Annotated in this window: 17 protein-coding genes; 11 read left to right on the top strand and 6 right to left on the bottom strand. The window is 58.9% G+C overall.

Annotated features, from left to right (window positions below; genetic code table 11):
• Nucleotides 1–301 precede the first annotated feature (301 nt).
• The 6 genes from GXX82_00025 (at nt 302) to GXX82_00050 (ending at nt 7,091) form a co-directional block, all read left to right on the top strand.
• Nucleotides 302–676, top strand: coding sequence for a hypothetical protein (locus GXX82_00025; protein NLT21411.1), 375 nt, complete (start codon nt 302–304; stop codon nt 674–676).
• Between the two features lie 545 nt (nt 677–1,221).
• Entirely contained in the window at nt 1,222–2,034 is an 813-nt protein-coding gene (locus tag GXX82_00030; GenBank protein NLT21412.1) for a class I SAM-dependent methyltransferase, read from the top strand.
• Nucleotides 2,024–3,061, top strand: coding sequence for an ABC transporter substrate-binding protein (locus tag GXX82_00035; protein ID NLT21413.1), 1,038 nt, complete (start codon nt 2,024–2,026; stop codon nt 3,059–3,061). The genes GXX82_00030 and GXX82_00035 overlap by 11 nt, the downstream gene beginning before the upstream one ends.
• A 103-nt stretch (nt 3,062–3,164) precedes the next feature.
• Complete coding sequence (locus tag GXX82_00040; protein ID NLT21414.1) at nt 3,165–5,309, top strand: TonB-dependent receptor; 2,145 nt, start codon at nt 3,165–3,167, stop codon at nt 5,307–5,309.
• Between the two features lie 26 nt (nt 5,310–5,335).
• Nucleotides 5,336–6,523, top strand: a complete 1,188-nt coding sequence (locus GXX82_00045; GenBank protein NLT21415.1) for a molybdopterin molybdotransferase MoeA — start codon at nt 5,336–5,338, stop codon at nt 6,521–6,523.
• A 13-nt stretch (nt 6,524–6,536) separates the two neighbouring features.
• Nucleotides 6,537–7,091: a hypothetical protein gene (locus GXX82_00050; GenBank protein ID NLT21416.1), complete on the top strand. Its 555-nt coding sequence runs from the start codon at nt 6,537–6,539 to the stop codon at nt 7,089–7,091.
• A 153-nt stretch (nt 7,092–7,244) separates the two neighbouring features.
• On the opposite strand, the gene GXX82_00055 is transcribed toward GXX82_00050, so the two are convergent.
• The 6 genes from GXX82_00055 to GXX82_00080 form a co-directional block, all read right to left on the bottom strand.
• Nucleotides 7,245–7,682, bottom strand: coding sequence for a response regulator transcription factor (locus GXX82_00055; GenBank protein ID NLT21417.1), 438 nt, complete (start codon nt 7,680–7,682; stop codon nt 7,245–7,247).
• A gap of 264 nt (nt 7,683–7,946) precedes the next feature.
• Nucleotides 7,947–8,150, bottom strand: a complete 204-nt coding sequence (locus tag GXX82_00060) for a hypothetical protein (GenBank protein NLT21418.1) — start codon at nt 8,148–8,150, stop codon at nt 7,947–7,949.
• A 53-nt stretch (nt 8,151–8,203) separates the two neighbouring features.
• Nucleotides 8,204–8,482 (bottom strand): AbrB/MazE/SpoVT family DNA-binding domain-containing protein, encoded by a 279-nt coding sequence (locus GXX82_00065; protein NLT21419.1) that lies wholly within the window; start codon nt 8,480–8,482, stop codon nt 8,204–8,206.
• A gap of 167 nt (nt 8,483–8,649) precedes the next feature.
• On the bottom strand, nt 8,650–9,129 hold the full coding sequence (locus GXX82_00070) for an ATP-binding protein (protein NLT21420.1): 480 nt from the start codon (nt 9,127–9,129) through the stop codon (nt 8,650–8,652).
• A gap of 140 nt (nt 9,130–9,269) precedes the next feature.
• Nucleotides 9,270–10,838, bottom strand: coding sequence for a GTPase HflX (gene hflX, locus GXX82_00075; GenBank protein NLT21421.1), 1,569 nt, complete (start codon nt 10,836–10,838; stop codon nt 9,270–9,272).
• Between the two features lie 91 nt (nt 10,839–10,929).
• Complete coding sequence (locus tag GXX82_00080) at nt 10,930–11,430, bottom strand: transcription/translation regulatory transformer protein RfaH (protein ID NLT21422.1); 501 nt, start codon at nt 11,428–11,430, stop codon at nt 10,930–10,932.
• Between the two features lie 132 nt (nt 11,431–11,562).
• On the opposite strand from GXX82_00080, the gene GXX82_00085 reads away from it, so the two are divergent.
• The 5 genes from GXX82_00085 to GXX82_00105 all read left to right on the top strand — a co-directional run bounded on the left by GXX82_00085 (nt 11,563) and on the right by GXX82_00105 (nt 18,428).
• A complete protein-coding gene (locus GXX82_00085; protein ID NLT21423.1) occupies nt 11,563–12,780 on the top strand; it encodes an efflux RND transporter periplasmic adaptor subunit in 1,218 nt (405 codons plus the stop codon).
• Entirely contained in the window at nt 12,781–13,482 is a 702-nt protein-coding gene (locus tag GXX82_00090; protein ID NLT21424.1) for an ABC transporter ATP-binding protein, read from the top strand. It abuts the gene before it with no gap.
• Complete coding sequence (locus GXX82_00095) at nt 13,457–14,614, top strand: ABC transporter permease (GenBank protein ID NLT21425.1); 1,158 nt, start codon at nt 13,457–13,459, stop codon at nt 14,612–14,614. The genes GXX82_00090 and GXX82_00095 overlap by 26 nt, the downstream gene beginning before the upstream one ends.
• Complete coding sequence (locus GXX82_00100) at nt 14,611–15,780, top strand: FtsX-like permease family protein (protein NLT21426.1); 1,170 nt, start codon at nt 14,611–14,613, stop codon at nt 15,778–15,780. Before GXX82_00095 ends, GXX82_00100 begins: the two co-directional genes overlap by 4 nt.
• Nucleotides 15,781–15,968: 188 nt before the next feature.
• On the top strand, nt 15,969–18,428 hold the full coding sequence (locus tag GXX82_00105) for a hypothetical protein (protein NLT21427.1): 2,460 nt from the start codon (nt 15,969–15,971) through the stop codon (nt 18,426–18,428).
• Nucleotides 18,429–18,623: the final 195 nt, after the last annotated feature.

The following is an 18,623-nucleotide window of genomic DNA, read 5'->3' on the forward strand; positions in this document are numbered from 1 at the left end:
AGAAACCAATATACCACGAGCGGACGGGTTTATCCATGGCAAGAAGGCGGTTCAAGGGTGGAGACGGTTCAAGAGTTCAAAAGTTCAAGAGCAACAGAACAAAGAGCACCGAATGTCTTCAGCTGGTGTGCGAATTGTGTTGACAGCCGACCCCCCCTTCGCTGCGCTCCTTCTTGCCTTTACCCTTGAACCCTTGAACCCTTGAACCGCCTTTACCTCGAAGAGAAAGGTTGAAGTGCTGTCGGTCTTAACATATGATATGTCTGTATAAGATATGATATTTTCACGGAGCCAGGATGACATGAAGCTGCGAGAGGTTAAAGAGGTGCTGGATGCGGAGGTTGTTGTCGGTGACGATCAGCTTGATATGGAAGTGGAAAAAGGTGCCTGCGCCGATCTCATGAGCGATCTTCTCGTGTACTGCAAAACGGGAAGCCTCTTGCTGACCGGCCTTACCAACCATCAGGTCATTCGCACGGCGGAGGTCCTCGATGCGGCCGCCGTCGTCATGGTCCGCGGCAAGCGTCCCCAGCCGGAGACCGTCAAACTGGCGGAAGAACTGCACATCCCGCTCCTGACAACACAATACATCCTCTTCGAGACCGTCGGCAGGCTCTACATGAAGGGCATGGCCGGCTGCATCAAGAAGGCCGGCGAAGAAAGGGATTTCTCATAGACCTTCCATCGCATCACCCGGCGAACGACCCGTGTCCACAGGCAAACAGGAATACCGGTCTTGACGCGGCTCGGCTCCTGAACCTTGCGGAGGACTTTCACGGCACATTGCCCCGCGCCGTCCCGGTCCCTGTTGTTCACGGTGCCGTCCGACGGTCCGAGGCCTGGGGACCCGTCAGTATCAGAGCGAACACCATTTCTTGAGAAACATTGCGATAAGTTCTTGACGGAACGTTAGAGCTAGTGATATATAACACTCATTATATCGCACAAGATATAACGAATGTCCATCATAGTGAATTCTATCGCTCTGGAGCAAGGCATCATTTCTTCTCCATGGTTCTTCTCCGGCCAATCCTTCAGATGCAGATAGCCGTGACGTAACGAAGTGTTTCTCCGCCGCCGGAAACCCCGAGCATCGGCGGGCTGCACCGCGTGATCGGGAAAGCTCTGCTGTGCGTTATATACGGCAAGGTCTAACGAATGGCAGGACGGCCCGGGATCGAGGTCGACCCAGGGCGGAACAGGAAGATGGAAAGGGATCCTATGACGATCAGAGCCACTGGAAGGGTGCCCGGCGCAACACGCCGTGTCTTCTGGGAACACAAGGCCGGGGAGTACACTTCTCCCTTCGAGGAAAGAATGCTCTCATGGACCGAGAAGGTCATAGGGATCGTGGAGAAAAGAGGCGTTATCGTGGACGGTATGCGTCTTCTGGACATAGGATGCGGGACCGGCGGGTTCGCCCTGCCTCTGGCACTGCTGGGCGCTTCGGTCACCGGGCTCGATTTCTCCGGGAACATGCTGAAGAGGCTCACCGCCGAGGCGGAACGTCTCGGGATCGAGGACGTGAAGACGGTCAGGGGTTCCTGGAAAAGGATCGACCTGCCCGGCGCGGGCCTCGAGGGTGCTTTCGATATCGTCATCAGCGCACTGTCAACGGCAGTGGAAACGGCGCGGGATGTACTGAAGATGGAGAGGTGTTCGACACGGTGGTGCGTCTATGTGGCCTCGGGAAAGGTCAGCCGCAGCAGGGCATGCAAGGAAGCGCTTCTTTCCGTTGGAGCTCCCCTCAACCCAAGGCCGGATATCCGGGATATGAAGAAGAGGCTGGAGGGCATGGGGAGAAGGTTCATCTACGAGTCCTTCACCAACAGCGTGAAGTACGAGAAGAGCGTGGAAGATGTGGTCAAGGAGCTCGCGGGTCGTCTCGAGGCGGCCGGAGCACGACCCGACATGAAGGAGATCGGCGATGCCGTCCGGCGCTGCCGTGCGGGGTCCGCAGGCAGAAAAGGGACGATACGGTTCAGACGGCGTTTCGACACGGGCATTCTCATGTGGAGGGTTGATGAAGGTTAGCGGGGCCCTTGTCTTCCTCGTGTTGCTTCTCACCACGCTCTGCGCCGTCTCGCACGGGAGGGAGATCGTCGATATGGCCGGACGCCGCGTCACCGTTCCCGACAGGATCAGAAAGGTATGCACCGACTGGCCCATCATGATGTACCTTGTGTATGCCATCGATCCAACGCTTCTCGCCGGCATAAACACGCCCTTCAACGAAGACCAGAAAGAGTACGTGCGTCCATCGGTTCGTGCACTGCCCGTTGTCGGAGGATTTTTCGGACAGGGGCGGACGGCGAACATGGAAACCCTTTTCAAGGTGAAGCCGGACATCATCATCGCCGAGATATGGGGAGACCTCGCCTTGAACAGGAGGTCGGAAGAGCTGCTGGCCGGGCTCGGCATTCCCGTCGTATACGTGAAGGTCGACGTCACTTCGGACTACATGGATGCCTTCCTCTTTCTGGGTGGTCTGCTGGGGAAGGAGAAGCGCGCCAGGACGCTCAGTGACTACGGCAAGGCCGGTTTCAGGGAAACGGCCCGCGTCACAGAGTCCATTCCGGCGGAGAAAAGACCGAGGGTCTACTATGCCGAAGGCGCAACAGGGTTGTTCACGGAATGTTCCACCTCCTTTCATGGCGAACTCATCCGGCTGGCAGGCGCGAAGAACGTCCACACCTGCCGCGACGGCCGGTTCAAGGTAAGAGGCATGGAGGCCGTCACGCTTGAGCAGGTGATGCGCTATGACCCTGACGTGATAGTCGCCATGGACCGGACCTTCTACGCAAACGTCTTCAAGGACGAACGCTGGGGGGGCGTGAAAGCCGTGAAGACCGGCAGGGTCTACCTGTCTCCCGGGCCCTTCCTCAACTGGTTCGACAGGCCGCCTTCCTTCATGCGGCTTCTTGGTCTCAAATGGCTTACGTGGCGTCTCTATCCCGGATCCTACCGGATAGACATGGTAAAGGAGGCGCAGAGATTCTACCGGCTCTTCCTCGGCGTTGACATGCCGGAGGACAGGCTGAAAGAGGCCCTGTATCGATGAACGACCGAAGAGGCATGCGGTCCGGCACGGAAACCGCGATCGTTTCCGCGAACGTCTACCGCGTGGATTCTTCTTCCACATTCAGTTCAAGGAGGCTGACACTATGTTGAGGGTTTTCCATTTGTTTCTCGTGATTCTCATGTCCCTGGTCTTGTTCCATGGTCCGGCATCCGGGGAGAATGCCGGACCGGGGACGCAGACTGCCGCATCGCCCGGGGACGCTGCACAGGGCGGCAGCCACGCCCTTACCGAGATCGTCGTAACGGCAACAAAGACCGCGACGCCGGGGAAGTACTCACCCTTCGCGACCTACACGGTCGACCGGGAGAGTATCGAATCCCAGCCCGATTATTTCAGGGAGAACTTCGGCCAGCTCATCCAGAACCTTCCCGGGGTCTACGTGGGCCAGGCCACATACAAGACGGCCCCCTGGGTCAATCTTCGGGGAACGGGTGATTTCAATGCCAGGACCTGTCTGCTGGTGGACGGGGTGCCCGTAGGGTCCTCCCAGATGCTCACCAATGCCATCAGCAACAACGACATAGAGCGCGTCGACGTTGTCATGGGTCCCTCCTCGGCCCTTTACGGCGCGAACGCGTCGGGAGGCGTTGTGAATATCGTGACGCGGCAGGGGGTGAAAGGCATGGGGGCCACGGTGTCCTATGGATACGGGAGCAACAATACGAACCGGCCCCACGCCAGCATCGGCAGCGCGGTAACGAAGGGGGACAACCAGTTCAACTATTATTTCTCCTATTCCGGCGACTATTCGGATGGTTTCAAGAACGTCCCCATAAAGAGCGCCCTCGAGATATACAGTAAGGGTCCGGGTTTTCTCACCACCTCCACCGTCGATGACGCGGATTACAGCAGCACCTACTTCGCGGGAAAGGTCGGCTGGGTTGGAGGCAACGGCGCGAACCTGACCGTTGCCTACAACTATGCAAGCCTGAACGTCAATGGCGGCCAGCCGAACCTGGTCCCTGTCGACAGCGGGAACCAGGGCATCGGGAGTCTCCGCCTCCAGGTCCCCTTGAACGACATCGTGAAGTTGACCTTCACGGCCGGCCATCAGTACTGGGACAGACCGGCCAAGAGCAATTACGGCATTTCCCTCGTGAACTCAAAGCTTGTATACGACTACAGGAAACGCTACTCGCAGGAATCGAAGGTCACGAGGGTGCCCGTTGAGCTTCAGAGCGATTTCAACCTGGGCAGGAACAATATCCTGACAGCGGGGGCCTTTTACAGCAGGGAGAAGATCAGTTCGGACAGGAACAACTGGGTCACCGGGGCCGGCATTTCGGAAAGCGACTACAAGACGGATCAGACGGCATTCTACGTTCAGGACCAGGCCTTCTTCTTCGACAAGAGGCTTTCCATCATCGCGGGGATCCGATACGACCGCTGGAAGTATTACGACATATACGACAGCGCCTCGACCCAGAAGTATCCCGAAGATTTCTCGGATGACACCTTCACCTACCGCGGCGGTGTGAAGTACCAGCTCAACAATGAGCTCGCCATCAGGTCATCCGCCGGCACCGCCTTCTATCCTGGCCTGGCGACGTGGTATTTCCAGAACATAAGCACCGGCGCGACGCGGCGTGAGCCAAATCCGAACCTGAAGCCCGAAAAGACGTGGATGGTCGATCTGGGACTGGAGGGAAAATACGATTCCACGGGCACATCCTTTAGTGTCACGCCCTATTACGGAAGGATAACCGACATGGTGTCCGGGCGCTACGACCCCCATCCGACCCTCCCCGGCGTGCAGATCATCCGCTACAGCAATGTGGGCGAGGCTGAGATATATGGTGTCGAGACGCAGGTGAGCCAGCGCATTACGGACCATTTCTCGGCCTTTGCGAACATCACCCTCAACCATTCGTATATAACCGAGGACCCCTCCAACAAGGGCAACCAGGTGACCCATGCACCGAACTACATGGGAAGCGTCGGGATAAAGTACGCGGACCCGAAACTGTTCAGCGGGACCCTCACTCTACGCGCTTCGGACAGCATGTTCTATGACAGCGAGAATACCCGTCTCCCTTACTACCACATGGATCCCTATCAGACCGTGGATGGAAAGGTGTGGCGCGACTGGAGGCTCACGGACAGGTTCACGCTCAGGACCGCACTGACGGTGGAGAATATCTTCGACAGGGACTTCTCCCCGGAGTTCATCTATGTCAATCCGGGCCGGACCATCCAGGGGGTGGTGGGCCTCAACTACTCCTTTTGACGTCATAAGTCCCTGCGCGAGGTGATATGGAAAGAAACAGACTGAAGAATATGGACGTGGCGCTCCGCCTGTTCCTCGACGCTGTCGCGCCGACGGACCGCACCGAGAGGATACCTCTCGAAGACGCCGACAACAGGGTGCTGTGCAAGGACATCACGGCACCCCTCGATTATCCCCACTACGATCAATGCATCCTCGACGGCTACGCGGTGAGGGCGGAAGACACCGTCGGCTGCGGCGCTCGGAACGCCAAAGCGATGCTGCCGGTGAAGAAGGGCAGGGTAAGGGAAGGCCTTTGCATGTCGGTCCACACGGGGAGCGCCATGCCGCCGGGCGCGGACGCCCTTGTGCCTCTCGAGGACGTCACGGAAAAGGACGGCCGTGTCCTGGTGCTGAAGGAAGTGAAAAAGCGCGAATGGGTGTGGTCGAGGGGCGAGGGGATAGCGGCAGGCGGCGTTGTCCTGAGGGAGGGCATGCAGCTCAAACCCACGGACATCGCCATGCTTGCCAAGGTGGGCATGACCCACGTCGACGTCTACGACAAGCCCCGGGTGCTCATCATACCCACGGGAGATGAGTGTGTCAGGAGGGACGCGAGCCTTGGCCCCGGCTTCGTTTACGAGGTCAACGGGCTCATGTGCTGCCTCCTTGTGAAGAGGTACGGCGGCAACCCCACGCTTCACGATATCGTGCCCGACGACCGAGGAAGGCTGGCGGATGCCCTGACGGGATGTCGGGAGCACGATCTGGTCGTCACCATAGGAGGCAGCTCTGCGGGCAAGCGCGACCTCATGGGCAGAGTTGTCTCCTCCATAGGGCAGGTGATGTATCACGGCGTCGCCTTCCATCCCGGCAACCACATGGGAGCCGGACTGATCGGGGTCGCGGAGGAAGTGAGGCCTGTAGCCTTTCTGCCGGGCTATACCGAATCCTGCGCCGTGAGCGCCTTCATGTTTGTCGACCCGGCTATCAGGAAGATCGGCCATTACCCTCCTTCGCAATACGGGAGGGAACCCGTTCAGCTCACCGGTGACATGTCGACCCCTGTCGGCATAAGGGCCGTCCGAAAGGTGAACGTCCGTGACGGCAGGGCGAGGCAGGTGAAACTGATAGCGGAATCGGCGGACCCGGGCAGGTACGCGTACATCGTTGTGCCCGAGGAGACATCACTCATCGAGAGCGGGCAGACCGCCGAAGCGGTATATCTTGAATGACGGAGGCCCGTGCATGACCTGGGAAGCGACGGGAACGAGAAGGATCGCCGTGCTCTACGGGTCGAAATATGGAAGCACGAAGCGCTACGCCGCCTGGATCGCCGGGCAAACGAACGCCGATCTCTTCGATCTGTTGGAATTTGACCCGTTGCGTCTTGAAGATTATTCGGTCATTCTGTTGGGGTCCCCGGTATATTTCGGGCGAATAAGGCACATAGGCTTCATTGAACAACACTGGAAGGTCCTCGCGGGGAAGAAGGTTGCCGTTTTCTACGTGACGGGGATCCCGACCGACGACGTCAGGCAGGCAAGGATCGTTCGAAAGGGTCTGCCGGACAGGATACGGGAAAGGGTCATTCATTATCCTCTTCGCGGAGCCTTCGACTACCGCAGGTTGAACTGCATTGACAAGCTGCTGATGAGCTGGCCGAGGATCAGGCTTTACGTCAAATGGTTGATAAAAAGAGATCCCACCGCCAGGCAGTTGCTGGACCGTTTTCTAGGCCTGCAGGATTGGACGACCGAAGAGGCGATAGCACCGATAACGTCCTTTGCGAGACAAGAATGACCGATGGAGGCGTCCGCGGGCACCACGTCTTTGCGGAGTATGCCGGCGGTATCACTGAAGAGCGCATAGATCGTTTGACCGCTGGAACGGTTGAAACCGTTGGAACCGCTGGAATGGTTGGAGACTCTGCATCTCCTGACCGTTGATCGGGTTCTAGGGGTTGGTGATCCCGTTGGTGACGGCCCAGACGGCGGCTTGAGTGCGGTCCGTGGCGCCTGTCTTCGAGAAGATATTGCGCAGGTGGGACTTGACGGTATCGTGGCTGATAAGGAGGATATCGGCGATCTCCCTGTTGGAGAACCCCTGGGCCACGAGACGCAGGACCTCGGTCTCCCGCGGCGTGAGAGACGCGCCCGCAGGGGAGGGGTGCTGACCCTCACCCTCTGAGGGAACGGACGCGTTCATCTTTCGGAGCGTCTCTTCCAGCGATTCGACGTATCGCCTGTGGCCCAGTTCGCTCTTCTTCTCCCTGTCCATAGGTATGAGGATCTCGAAGACGTGCTTGACGGACCCCTCTTCATCGAATACCGGATATGCGCGCACCTGGGCATAACGGCGCTCCCGGTTCGGCAGATCGAGCCACCTCTCCATGACACAGGGCCTTTTCGTATCGCAGACGATCCTGAGCATGCATACCGGGCAGGGTTCCTCCCTTCTGCGCCACACCTTGTAGCAGGGCTTCCCGATCATCTCCGTGAGAGGCGTGTCGACCTTGGCCGCCATCACCCCGTTCGCCCACAGGACCGTAAAGTCACGGTTGAGCACGTTCACGGCAATATCGGGAACATTCTCGAAGACCTCCTTGAAGAGGTTAAGGGAGATATCAAAGGGAACGATCTCTTGTGTCATGTGCTCCTACGGTTTCTTCAACGTTTTGTCGTGCTCGCCGATGTTCCTGAGAAGGACCCCGTCTTTGTAGTACTCCCACGTCATCCTGACGCTCATGGTTACACTGGATTCGAATATCTCGTTACGGCCTTTTATCTTTTTCGTTCTCAGTGATGGATGGGACGGGTTCTCTGCGAAGAGGCCCAGTTTCTCCCTCAGACCTCTTTTCACGTCATCAGGCAATCCTTTCACCTTCTTCAGAAAATGGTCGGAAAAGTAGATATTCAAACCTTGTCCAACCCCAGCTTGTCAAAGAGTTCTTCCTTGCCGGAAGCCTTGTGCAACTTCCCGTCCGCCTTCTGTCTGTCGACCTCACGTTCCTCTTCCTGCCATTCAGGGCTGTAGAACCAGGCCTGGTCCTTAGGTAGGATAACAACTGGCGTGATGATAAGCCTGCCGTTCTTTTCCTCTATTTCCAGCTTGTCGCCCACCTTCAGATTCAACTTTTTCACCAGCCCCCTTGGAATGGTCACCTGTGATTTCTGCTTCAAATCTACTAGCATACTGACACCCCTGTCTAACTGTCAAACTTTCCAACATAATTCTACCGCACCGGGCTTTCGAATGCAACTCATAAGACGAGGGACAGGTCTTGTCAGGATAGAGGACAGGAACTGGAGGAGGGAATATAGGAGAAGCGGGTGTGAGATAGAGCCTTTGAGCCTGCCCCCTACTCCTTCCCTTTCTTCATATCTCTCGCGAGTGTGATGATGAGGTGGTTGCGGTTTTCGAGGCGTTTGTATTCTATATTGCTGGAGAAGCGCTTCATCGTCTTCGTGGTGGGGCGTGGGCCGTCAGGGGTGGGGCCGAGGGAGCCGATGAAGGGGTCGTCCTCGAGGAGCATGTTGTAGGCTTTGCCGGAATCAACGAGGGCAAGAACGTATTTCCCGAATTTGTCGACTTTGCAGGAGAGCTTTATCTCCCGGGGTGTGTTGTCGAAGGTGAAGGTGACGATGTTTGTCAGGGCCTCAGTGAGGACGCGGCGCACTTCCTGGACGCGGTCGTCGGCGAATCCTTGCCCGGCGGCGTGATCGCAGGCGAATTCGATGAAGCCGTCCAGGGAATCCATCGACGCCTCCGCTGCATATTCGCCCAGTACGCGTGGGAGCGCCTGGGCCTCATTCTCACCCATCCCGTTGTGTCCTTCCATGTGTGCCTCCAAAATACCTTGCGTCATGTCGTTGAGACGTTAAGCCCGGACAGCGATCGATAAGGCCCTTTTCTTTTGACCGGCGACCTGTGACGTGAGACCTGTGACCGTTTCTAATCTATTCCAGATCGGAGAAAAAATCAATTCGCCGCGAGATGCTCGCCGCCGACTGCGGTCTCGATGGCGGCTATGAGGCGGTCGATCCCCTGTTTCCTGAGCGATGATATGGAGACGGCGTTGTACCGTTTCTCCACGTTGGCTGCGACGGCTGGGTCCACCCTATCCCTTTTGTTGAAGACGATGAAGCGCCTCTTGCCCGAAAGACCGAGGCCGTCGATGACGCCCTCCACGGAGGCGATGCGGTCTTCGAGGTCGGGTGCGCTTATGTCGACGAGATGGAGAAGCAGGTGCGCGTCCTCGAGTTCCTCCAGCGTCGCCATGAAGGCGCGCAGGAGCACCTCGGGCAGCCGCGTTATGAAGCCGACGGTGTCCGTGAGGATTATCTTCCTGCGTTCGGGATACTTTATCATCCGCGTCGTCGGGTTGAGTGTGGAGAACGGTTTGTCCTCGACCTCCACCCGGCTTTTCGTGAGGAGGTTAAGGAGCGTCGACTTGCCGGAATTGGTGTATCCGACAATGGAGACGATGGGGATGGAGGAGGCTCGCCTGCGCTCCCTTTTCTTCTCGCGCACCTTCCGTATGTCGGCGAGCCTGCGTTCGAGGGATGCTATGCGGTCCCGGATCCTGCGGCGGTCCACCTCCAGCTTCTGCTCGCCGGGGCCCCGGCCGCCTATTCCTCCCATGAGGCGAGAGAATGCCGTGCTCTTCTCGGTGAGCCTGGGGAGGATGTAGCGCAGCTGGGCGAGTTCCACCTGTATCTTCGACTCCGTGGTGTTGGCCCGCCCGGCGAATATGTCGAGGATGAGCTGATTGCGGTCGATGACCTTCAGTTCCGTTATCTCCGATATATTCTTTATCTGGCCCGGCGTCAGCTCTTCGTCGAAGACGAGAAGGTCCGCGCCGAGCTGCTGGCACTTCATCACGATCTCTTCGACCTTGCCCCTGCCGATGAGGTACCGGGGGTGAAGCTCCTTCGGTCTCTGCACCACCGTGTCGAGGACGGTGATCCCCGCCGAGTAGCACAGGTCCTTCATCTCGGCCGTGTAGTCATCGACGTTCTTCTCCCTGCCGGGGATGACGACGCTCACGATGACGCAGCGGTCGTGCTTATCCTTCGTCACGTAGAACCTGCCCCGCTCCCTGACGAACTCGTTCTCCAGTTCGGTGATGAATTCGGTGAAGTCAAGGTCCATCTCCGAAACAGGTCCGGGTTCCATGAAGTCCCAGGCCCTGCCGTCCCTGTTCTCCGGTATGAGGTACCCGACATGGATCGCTTCACCCCTTTCTCCTCTCATCTCCGTGATGCATGCCACGAGGTCGAGCTGCAGGAGGGCAAGGTCCGTGAGGTCTTCGCGGGAGAGGAGTTCACCCCTCAAATGGGTGTGGATGAACCTCACCCCGCGAAAGCGCGCCCGCCCCGTCCTTTCCGTCGAAAGGGGAGGGATCTCGATGCGCCGGTTGTCCCCGACGATCACGTATTCGATGAGCCCGCGGCGGTTGATGACAAGGCCTATCTGGCGCGACGTTTCCTTCGAAATGTCCATGAGCTGCCGCGCCAGGTCCGCCGTGATGACGGTGGAGGGCTCCATACGCTTCTTGTAGAGGTTGGTGAGACGTCTTTTTATGAGGTGGTTGAGACCCTGGGTGTTTCCGTAAAGCTCTATGGCATACCTCTGTCTGTCACGCCTTCGCGACCAGTTCGCGGTCTATCTCCATGCGAGCGCAGTAATCGACGCCTTCCAGGAGGATGGCGATCCTTTCCCTGCCGTCAAGCTCCTGTTCGAAGATACCGCTGAAACCCTTGAACGGGCCTTCCTGGATGATGAGCTTTTCCCCTTTCTGGAAGGTCGGTTTCTCTACCGTGGCCACGCCTTCGACGAGGCGTTCCTTGATGAAATCGATGAGCCTTTCCTGGAGGGGGATTATCCTGCCGTTGAAGTTGACGATCGTCTTTATGCCCCGGGTGTACTTGACGAGGCGAAACTCGTCAACGGGGTGGAACTTGACGAAGATGTACCCGGGAAACATGGGCTCTATGATATCCGTGAACTTTCCCTCGCGCCAGCGCTTGAACCTCAGCTTCGGGGCGAGGACATCGATCCCTCCCTGGGCGAGGTTCACCGCGGCGCGCTCCTCGTTCCTCGCTTTGGTGTTCACCACATACCAGTGTCTTTCGTCCATACCTCTATTATGGTGTAAAAGTGCCGATTTTTCAAGTCAATCGACGGCCCGTCGCCCCGGAGCTATTGACAGGAGCGTTTCTGGTCGTTTAACATTAACTACCTGTTATGCTATCATTCGGACCGGTCACAGATGGCTGAAGAAGACCTGTCACAACTGAGGATAGACAAGACCCGTCCCGCCTTCCGGGCCGCGCGGGGCAAGAGAAGGACCGTCTATATCGTGGCGGCGGCGGCAGTCATACTCCTCGCCGTCCTGGCGCTGACGGGTGTTTTCTCGCCCGCCGTCAGGGTGGACGCCGTCAGTGTGCAGCAGTTCTACCCGTCGCAGTCCTTCACGCTCCTCAATGCCAGCGGCTACGTCGTGCCCCAGCGCAAGGCGGCGGTCGCCTCGAAGGTCACGGCGCGGCTGGAAGAGCTCTTCGTCGAAGAGGGGAGCAAGGTGAAGAAGGACCAGGTGCTGGCGCGCCTGGAGAACGCCGACCTCGCGGCCACGTTGAGACAGGCCGAGGCGAATCTCAATGTGGCCCGCTCGTCCGTGGACCAGGCGAGGGCGGAACTGAACGATGCCAGGGTCAACTTCGAGCGGGAGAAGCGCCTTCTCGCCAGGGAATTCACCACCCGCTCCGTCTATGACGCCGCTGAGGCGAGGTACAAAAAGGCCCAGGCGTCCGTCGCGGGCGCTGAATCGTCGGTGCGGGCGAACCAGGCCGCCGTGAAAGAGGCCAGGGTTTCCCTCAACTACACCTACATACGGGCACCCTTCGACGCTGTCGTTCTCACGAAGAACGCCGATATCGGCGACATCGTTACTCCCATTGGCGCGGCATCGACGGCCAAGGCGGCGGTCGTCACCCTGGCTGATATGTCGTCGCTGAAGGTGGAGGCCGACGTTTCCGAGTCGAATCTGGGAAAACTGAAAGCGGGCCAGCCCTGCCAGATCGAACTCGACGCCATCCCCGATACGCGCTTCGACGGAGCCGTTCACATGATCGTGCCCACGGCGGACAGGACGAAGGCGACGGTCATGGTGAAGGTGAACTTCAGCCGTCTCGATCCCAGGATACTCCCCGAGATGAGCGCGAAGGTCGCCTTTCTCTCACGGGAGGTCACGGGCGACGAGAAGAGATCACGGACGGCGGTGAGCGGAAAGGCCATCACGGAAAGAAAGGGCGGGAAATACCTCTTCATCGTGAAGGATGGGCGTGCCGTCATGACCTCGGTGACAACAGGAGAGGTCTTCGGCGACATGGTGGAGATCAGAAGTGGCGCCGCCTCCGGCGACAGGGTCGTCCTCAACCCTCAGGACCGTCTCAGGAACGGTTCCCGGGTAAAGATCACAGGACAGTAAATGGATGTCGGGGCCATAGTCTCCATTCAGAGACTCTGCAAGTCCTATCATCGCGGGGATCAGGTCATCCGGGTCCTGAGCGATATCAGCTTCACTATTGCCGAAGGAGAGTTCCTGGCGCTCATGGGTCCCTCGGGATCGGGCAAGAGCACGCTCCTCAATCTCATCGCTGGCATCGACAAGCCCGACAGCGGCTCGATCGTGATAGGGGACATCGACGTCACGACGCTCACCGAAACGGAGCTCGCGAAATGGCGCGCCCTCAACGTTGGCTTCATCTTTCAGTTCTACAATCTCATCCCCGTGCTGACGGCCTTCGAGAACGTGGAACTGCCGCTTTTGCTGACGCCCCTTTCGCGTTCCGAACGCAGGGAGCACGTCGAGATGGCCTTGAGGGTGGTGGGTCTTGCCGACCGGATGGACCACTACCCGTCGCAGCTCTCAGGCGGGCAGGAGCAGCGCGTCGCGATAGCGCGGGCCATCGTCACCGACCCCACCATACTCGTTGCCGACGAACCCACGGGGGACCTGGACAGGAATTCGGCCGAGGAGATCATGGACCTCATGGACCGGTTGAACGGCGAGTCGAAGAAGACCATCATCATGGTCACCCACGATCCGCGGGCCGCGAAGAAGGCGCATGTCATACGGCACCTCGACAAGGGCATCCTTACCAATGCAGATCCTCAAGATACTCTTTAAGAACGCCTTCAGGCACAAGCTCCGCACGGGGCTCACCATCCTCTCCATCACCATCGCCCTTCTCGCCTTCGGACTCCTGAGGACCGTCATCAACGCCTGGTACTCCGGGGTGGAGGCATCGAGCGCCTACCGGCTTGTGACACGCAACGCCGTCTCGATCATCTTTCCCCTGCCCCTGTCCTACAAGGACAGGATACGCCAGGTCGACGGGGTGTCAGAGGTGTCCTGGGGGAACTGGTTCGGTGGTATCTATATCGACGAGAAGAACTTCTTCGCCAATTTCGCCGTCGACGCGAAGAGCTATTTCGATCTCTACCGCGAATACACGATCCCCGACGACCAGAAGGCGGCCTTCTTCCGGGACCGCAAGGGTTTCGTCGCGGGGCGGAAGCTCGCCGAGCGGTTCGGGTGGAAGATAGGGGACACGATCGTCCTCAAGGGGACCATCTTTCCCGGCAACTGGGAGTTTGTGATGCGCGCCGTATACAGGGGAAGGGAGGCGAACGCGGACGAGACGGTCTTCATGTTCCACTGGGACTACCTGAACGAGTCCCTGAAGAAGACATCACCAACGAGGGCCGACCAGGTGGGTTTCTACATGATAGCCGTGGATGACCCCGGGCGGGCCGTCTCAACCGCCGGGTCCATAGACGCCCTCTTCAAGAATTCTTTTGCTGAGACCATCACGGAGACGGAAAAGGCGTTCACCCTGGGTTTCGTGGCCATGTCGGACACGATCATAACGGCCATCCAGCTCGTTTCCTTCGTCGTCATCATCATTATTCTTGCCGTCGTCGCGAACACGGTGGCCATGTCCGTGAGGGAACGCACGAACGAGTACGCGGTCTTCAAGACCCTCGGTTTCGGCGGCTGGCGGATAGTGGGGCTCATCCTGGGAGAGTCCGTGGTCATCACGATGATGGGATGCGCCGCGGGGATCGCGGCCACGTACCCGGCCTCGGCGGCGTTCGGCAAGGCAATGGGGGCCTATTTTCCCGTCTTCAACGTTGAACCCGGGACCATCGTCCTCGATGTTGTCTTTTCTCTCGTTGTGGGGGTCCTCGCCGCCGTAATACCCGTGTACCGGACGCTGAAGATGAAGATCGCCGACGGGTTGAGGATGATCGAATGACGGGCATTCCTTTTTCCTACAGTCTCAGGAATCTCTGGACGCGCAGGCTCACAACGGTTCTGACCGTCTCGGGCATGGCGCTCGTTGTTTTCGTTTTCACAACCATCCTCATGCTCGCCGAGGGTCTCGAGAGGACCCTCGTCGAAACGGGGTCATACGATAACGCCGTCATCATACGGAAGGGGTCGGGCTCGGAAGTGCAGAGCTGGATCGACCGTGCCCAGGCGGGGATCATCGAAACGGACCCCATCGTTGCGACCGGGTCCGACGGAAAACATCTCGTCGCCCGGGAACTCGTCGTCCTCATCGGACTTCCCAAGAAGGATACCAACAAGGTCTCCAACGTGACGATCCGCGGGATCGGGGAGAGCTCGCTGGCCCTTCGCCCCCAGGTGGTCCTCGTGAGGGGCCGGATGCCCCGGATGGGCTCTTCGGAGGTGGCCGTCGGCTCGAGCGTCGCGAAGCGTTTCAAGGACGCCGACCTGGGAGGGGAGCTGCGCTTCGGGACGCGGCAGTGGCGGATCGTCGGGGTCTTCGACGCGGGCAACACGGGTTTCACCTCCGAGATCTGGGGCGACGTGGAACAGCTCATGCCCGCTTTCAGGCGCCCCGTGTTCTCGTCGATGATCCTGAGGATGAACGACCCTTCCCGGTTCGAGGGCTTCAAGAAGAGGATCGAGACGGACCCCCGTCTCACGCAGGAGGTGAAACGGGAGACCCGCTACTACCTGGAGCAGTCGGAGATGATGGCCAGGTTCCTGCGCATCCTCGGGATATCGCTGACGCTCATCTTCTCCCTGGGGGCGATCATTGGGGCCATGATCACCATGTACGCCGCTGTGGCGAACCGGATAGGCGAGATCGGTACGTTGAGGGCGCTTGGTTTCCGACGCAGGAGCATCCTCCTGTCCTTCCTGCTGGAGGCCTTCCTGCTCGGCCTCATCGGCGGAGCGGCGGGAGTGGTCTTCGCCTCCTTCATGCAGCTCGTGGAGGTGTCCACGGTCAATTTCCAGACCTTCTCGGAGCTTGCCTTCAAGTTTTCCCTCACGCCCGGCATCACGGTGAGGGCCTTTTTCTTTGCGATGGTCATGGGCCTCGCGGGGGGCGTTCTGCCGGCCGTGAGGGCGGCACACATGAACATCGTGGAGGCGCTGAGAAGCAAATGAAGACGGTTCCAGGTTCAAGGTTCAAGAGTTCAAGGGGAAGGGAGAAAGACGAAGAGAGTGGTCTCATGTTACCAACGGTGGTTCGGGTGATTTGGGTGAGGAATTGGGGGGCGGTCCGTGATATACTGGGTGATGCGTCCGGAAGCGGCAGAGAGCGTGATCGTTGTTGAGAGCAGGGGGAATAACCCGTGAAGAAGGGCAGGGTGACCGTTTATCCGGCGGTGGCGGACAGTGTCGATCTGCCGGACCTGACGTTTCTGAAGAACGCGGACGGAGATGCCTTTGTTCCATCGGCGCCGGTGGAGGGGTTTCTTTCCGGGAGAAGCGCGGCCATCGCCGAGAGGGTCAAGGGTATCGACGGCCCCCGTTTGAATGCGCTCCTCGCGCCCATACTGACCGAATGCGCGGGCTCGGCCATCACCGTCACCATCACCATCACCGGCCGCCGCGCGCCGCTCGCCAGGATCACCCGGACGAGGTCGGCCATTGCTATCGGCGTGCACTGGAACCTTCTTGTTCCCTATTTTGACCACATCAAGTCCCTGCCCGTCGTCCATCCCGGGATACTGGACGCCTTCGCGGCGGCGGTCTTTCTTTACATGGCCCTTACCATGGATCACGGCGGGACGGCAAGGGATGGATCGAGGGACCGTGTGATCGACGCTTACAGGGAGGAGCCGGAGCTTCTCCTGGCGTCACTTGACATCTTCAACAAGCCCACGATCTACCATATCCGCCCGACACGGGTCTGGTTGAGCAAGGTCTTCGCGGCGAACGATGTCTATCGTCTTGAGATCGATATCTCCGACGCGGCGGATGCCCCCTTTGTGGGCCCGGAATTCCTCGACGAACTTGCGGGCTTTATTCACAGGGTCGTGAAGAACTATGCCTTCCGTTACGGAGACTATCTCTGGACACAGCGGTACAGGATCACCCTCGGTGCCAGGTCGGGACAGGGCATGGTGACGTGCGAAGGCAGGGACATCGTCATCAACATCCATCCATTGATCTATCAGTCCGACTGGAAGCCCGTCGTCTACCTGAACCTGGGATACGCGATCATGTTAGTCATGCTCCGTTCGCCGGCAGGGGGCAGCGAAGAGAGATGTATGCACCTCGCCCTCACGAAGACCTGGAATCGCTACCTGAGCTTCGACGAATCATCGGAGCAGCCTGGCGTGCGGGAACTGTGCGGGTTCTCCCGGTCGACAACGGAACAGGAATGCCGCAGCCTGTCGGAGTGCATGGTCGGTGGAGAAGACAGGGGGCGCGTGGATGACTTCATCATGCTCCAGTACCATTCCGCCCGGGAGGGATTCCCGGAGAAGCCGGAGGCTCCCGACGAGGGGCACACAGGGGGAGCGGTTCGCTTTGAACGGCTGTCGAACTCGATCCGGGAGCTCAACACTACCCTGATGCGGAACAACATCAATCACGGCAAGTTGATCGAGATCCTGCGCAGCGACGGCTTTGACCACCTGCGGCTGGCGGAGTTCCTGCGCACGGGCCGTCTCGACAACAGGTGTGTTGTGGATGTCAGCGAATGGCTCCTCCTGAGGACTTTCCTGTACGACCTTATCAACGCGCCGAAGGTCTTCAAGAACGACTACAAGATGTTGCTCAAGGTCCTCACGAAGGTGAACAAGAGCCTTCTTGTCTACATCTGGACAATGGGCCGCGAAAAGGACCCGCGTTTCGAGATGGTCAGCGCCTACATATCGAAGGTCATGCACGATATCTTTGTCTTCGACCGGGTAAAGATCTACGAGATCGTCTCGGATCCCGTGGAATGCCTGGAGGCCGAGGCCGTCACGGGGTATCTTCTGAACTGGGCCGGGTTCACGCCCGAGACCCGTCGCTCCATCATCGGGATCCTGTCGGGACTGCCGGACCACGTGGTCCAGGAATTGAGGGTCAAGACGATGGATGATGTGGACCGGATGGTCCGCGTGATGGGAACGCGGGCGAGCGGCCTCATCGGCTTTTGCCTGCACCAGGCCTACCGCTGGGGCGACGCGGCGGACGAGCTGACGGGAAGGATCCGTTCCCATTTTCCGGAGCTCCTGGGACAGGCGCGAAAGGCCATGCGCCCCGGGGAGATGATACGGGGAGGGGCCATGCTCCTTCTGCTCCTGGCCGAGATCACCTCCGACGAGCGAGACGGATTTGCCGGCAACATCGCGATCACCGGCGAGGAAAGACAAACGGTCCGTGACCTCATCAAGCAGTGCGTCGATTGGGACCAGCGGCATTTCGTCATGATGGTCGCCGGCATGGCGGCGGGCTACATGGGGAGCATCGACGGATGGGTCCTGCAGCAGTTCGACAGGCTGCTGGCGCGTTACGACGGGGGGGACCGCGTGATGCTGCGAAGCGTCGTGCAGTTCGATGTCGACAATCTTATCGAGCGTGCCCTGATAACCGCCGGGGACGGTGACGAGAACTCATTGCTCAACAAGATACAGCTGCTGCGTTTCGGGGTCGACCCCGTCGTCAGCGACGAGGCCAACAGCTATCTCACGGCATGTGCCCGGCGCCTTGGCATTCACGCGCCAGAGGACAAAGCGCAGAAGAAAGACATCCGCAACTTCCTTCTCACCCTGTCGCGCCTGATGAAAGAAAAGACCCATCGCCCGGCTGCATATTAGAACGGCGGGCTCGACCCCCCGCATATGCCTCTAAAGGTGTTTTTCCAACGTTCAAGCCATTCAAGCGGCTCAAGCCATTCAAGCGGTCTTTGCTAGTTTCCCCCTATCACCGACCTGAGCACTTCGCCGAGTTCCTCGAGATCGTAGGGTTTCGCGATAACGTTCTTGAACCCGTATTGGCTGTAATCGGACATG

It is taken from the genome of Syntrophorhabdus sp. (assembly GCA_012719415.1).
Lineage (GTDB): Bacteria > Desulfobacterota > Syntrophorhabdia > Syntrophorhabdales > Syntrophorhabdaceae > Delta-02.